Here is a 1,581-nt window from a genome sequence, read left to right on the forward strand (position 1 = left end):
CTGGTGGCGGTTTCACCTATCAATTTAGTGATGCCATCAATCTATCACTGCTTTATCTAGCTGATGATGGCGATGCTCCTAGTCCTGCTCAGGGAGATGGATTGTTCAATGGTGCCTATAGCGCTGGCGCTCAATTGGGGATTTCCCCCATTGATAACTTGGAGATATCTTTGACCTACGTCCGTAGCTACCAGCCAGGAGAGGATGTGAATCTTTCCGGTAGCACTGGTAGTGACTTGGCCAAGCAACCGTTTGGGGAGACGGCTACCTCTGCTAATCGCTTTGGAGCACAAGCGAGTCTTAGCCTGAGCTCACAAATTCACCTAGGTGGTTGGTTTGGTTATGTTGATGCGATCGCAGAAGATGATAATGGTGCCGTGGAAGAAGGTGACAATGCTGAAATCTTAACTTGGTCAGCTAACCTGTCTTTCCTGGATTTTGGCAAAGAGGGAGCTGTGCTGAGTTTTGCGGGAGGTGTGCCACCTAAGGCTACCGACATTGATGGTGCTGATGAAGATGATGATACTTCCTACCTGATTGAGGCACAGTACAAATTCCCCATCAGCAAGAACATCACGATTACTCCAGGAGCCTACGTGATTTTTAATCCTAATCACGATGATGACAATGATACGATTTGGGTTGGAGCGATCCGTACCACCTTTAGATTCTAGGAAAATATTCTAGGTGTTGCTATCAGCTATCTGCTGATAACTGACAGCAGATAGCTGACAAGTAACGCACCACTAGCTCTAAAAGCCATGTTGCTTTAGTAACAAAAACCCCGACTTCTTTTCGAGGTCGGGGTTTTTCTGTTTGAGTATCAAAATGCTAAAATTTACCCAAGACTCAGGTAACAGGTGCTCTGCTATGAATGTCATAAAAATAGGATCATTTCTATCACTGGGCATTGTATTCGCACTAACCGGCAATGGGGTTAACGCCCTGCCTGGTCAGAGGACTGATCAAGTTGCTGCATGGATTAACGGTCACCCCACCCTACGGCCTGGTATTGGAGATGGCTTAGTAGTTCGCAAAAGTGATACGGCTGGGGAAAGATTTACCTTTCAAGCCACGGTCTTGCCTCCTGGTACCATCTCTTATCCAAAAGACCGGAGTACGATTCGCAGTGAACGCATTGCTATCCATGACCAAGTGAATGGGGTAACCATCGAACGCCTGGAGGAATCCCTGCGCACTGTCTATGGCCCACAGATTTATCGAGATTATAATAGCGCTGAGTTTGTATACACCTATCCTTCTCCAGAAATCTTAGAGTTATCACGGCGACAAAACCTACCGCTGTGGTCAGCTGAACAGGGTCAACTCTTGTTAGGAGAACAATACGGCTATTGGATAGAAATAACTCAAAATGATAGCGGTAAGGCTTTCAATGGGCAACTTACGGTTTTCCTGAAAGAGGATTTAGGGAAACTAGAAACAGAATTACGGGGACGGTAGGTGAGTATTAATAAGAAGGGAGTCGGGAGTCGGGAATCGGAACCCACCCCTAACCCCTCCCAGGAGGGGAACGGGAATCGGGAATCGGGAGTTTGGGAAGCATTATTACTATAAGAACCC

Annotated in this window: 2 protein-coding genes; both read left to right on the plus strand. The window is 46.7% G+C overall.

Features of this window, described 5'->3' with window-relative positions; all coding sequences use genetic code 11:
• Window positions 1-674: iron uptake porin (locus F6K38_RS41500; RefSeq protein ID WP_287360667.1), on the plus strand; the 674-nt coding region annotated here is incomplete at its 5' end.
• 196 nt (window positions 675-870) lie between these two features.
• Window positions 871-1,461: a hypothetical protein gene (locus F6K38_RS41505; protein ID WP_287360669.1), complete on the plus strand. Its 591-nt coding sequence runs from the start codon at window positions 871-873 to the stop codon at window positions 1,459-1,461.
• Window positions 1,462-1,581: the final 120 nt, after the last annotated feature.

Origin of the sequence: Moorena sp. SIO3B2, from assembly GCF_010692525.1 — a bacterium.
GTDB classification, from domain to species: domain Bacteria; phylum Cyanobacteriota; class Cyanobacteriia; order Cyanobacteriales; family Coleofasciculaceae; genus Moorena; species Moorena producens.